Origin of the sequence: Pseudomonas viridiflava (genome assembly GCF_900602065.1) — a bacterium.
In the GTDB taxonomy this organism is placed as follows: domain Bacteria; phylum Pseudomonadota; class Gammaproteobacteria; order Pseudomonadales; family Pseudomonadaceae; genus Aquipseudomonas.
In genome coordinates this window covers 1-479 of record NZ_UWFN01000348.1, presented here as the reverse complement: position 1 = coordinate 479, position 479 = coordinate 1, and the positions used below count along the sequence as shown (strand labels likewise).

The window sequence follows — 479 nt, the reverse complement described above, 5'->3', positions numbered from 1 at the left end:
GCTGGTCAGGCGCCAGCAGATACGGCGTGCCGTGCAGAAACAGGTTGTATTCGCCCAGCGATTCGCCATGGTCGGACAGATAGATCATCGCGGTGTCGACCTTGTCCTGATGAGCGCGCAATACGTCGATCAGTTTCGATAGCACGTGGTCGGTGTATAGCAGCGTGTTGTCGTAGCCGTTGACGATACTGTCGCGGCTGCAGTTGTTCAGCGCGTTGCTTTCACACACCGGCGTGAATTTTTCATATTCCTTCGGATAGCGCTTGTAGTATTCCGGCCCGTGACTGCCCATCTGGTGCAGGACCAGCACCGTATCCTTGTCCAGACTGTTGATGAAGCCTTCCAAACCCTGCAGCAGAATCTCGTCGCGGCATTCGTGGTTATTGCACAGCAGCGGGTCCTTCAGGTTGCTGACATCCTGAAAGGCGACACGGTCGCAGGTGCCTTTGCAGCCGGCCTGATTGTCGCGCCACACCACC

The 479-nt window shown here is 56.8% G+C and carries 1 protein-coding gene; it reads right to left on the bottom strand.

Features of this window, described 5'->3' with window-relative positions:
- On the bottom strand, window positions 1–479 hold a 479-nt coding region (locus tag EE949_RS27020), incomplete at both ends, for a phosphoethanolamine transferase (RefSeq protein ID WP_164666845.1).